This is a genomic window from Rhodopseudomonas sp. BR0G17, from assembly GCF_010907025.1.
Taxonomy (GTDB): Bacteria; Pseudomonadota; Alphaproteobacteria; order Rhizobiales; family Xanthobacteraceae; genus Rhodopseudomonas; species Rhodopseudomonas palustris_H.
This window is the reverse complement of the sequence record NZ_QUML01000157.1, coordinates 1-433: the sequence shown is the minus strand read 5'-3', so window position 1 is coordinate 433 and position 433 is coordinate 1. Positions and strand designations below refer to the sequence as shown.

Sequence of the window (433 nt, the reverse complement as noted above, 5' to 3'; positions counted from 1 at the left end):
GTCCCGGCCATAGGCCGCCTCCAACCTGGCGGCCTCGTGAATCATGGCGCGGATTTCGTCCTGAAACGATGCGGTCCACACCTGCGGATTTTCCATCTTGATCTGGTTGATGACGTCGATGCCGAAGTTCAGGTGGATCGACTCGTCCCGCAGAATGTACTGATACTGCTCGGCGATCCCGGTCATCTTCTGCCGCCGGCCGAGCGACAGGATCTGCACGAAACCGGTGTAGAACCACATCCCCTCGAACACGACGTAGAAGGCGACGAGATCGCGCAGAAACGCCTGGTCGGTCGCGGGCGTTCCGGTCTTGAAGTGCGGGTCGTCGAGATGCCGGGTGTACTCGAGCGCCCACGCCGCTTTGTCGGTGATCGACGGCACTTCCCGATACATGTTGAACAGCTCGCCCTCGTCGAGGCCGAGACTTTCGACG

The 433-nt window shown here is 61.0% G+C and carries 1 protein-coding gene; it reads right to left on the bottom strand.

The window, feature by feature from the left end; translation table 11 throughout:
- Positions 1-433: ribonucleotide-diphosphate reductase subunit beta (locus DY467_RS25650; RefSeq protein WP_205502839.1), on the bottom strand; the 433-nt coding region annotated here is incomplete at both ends.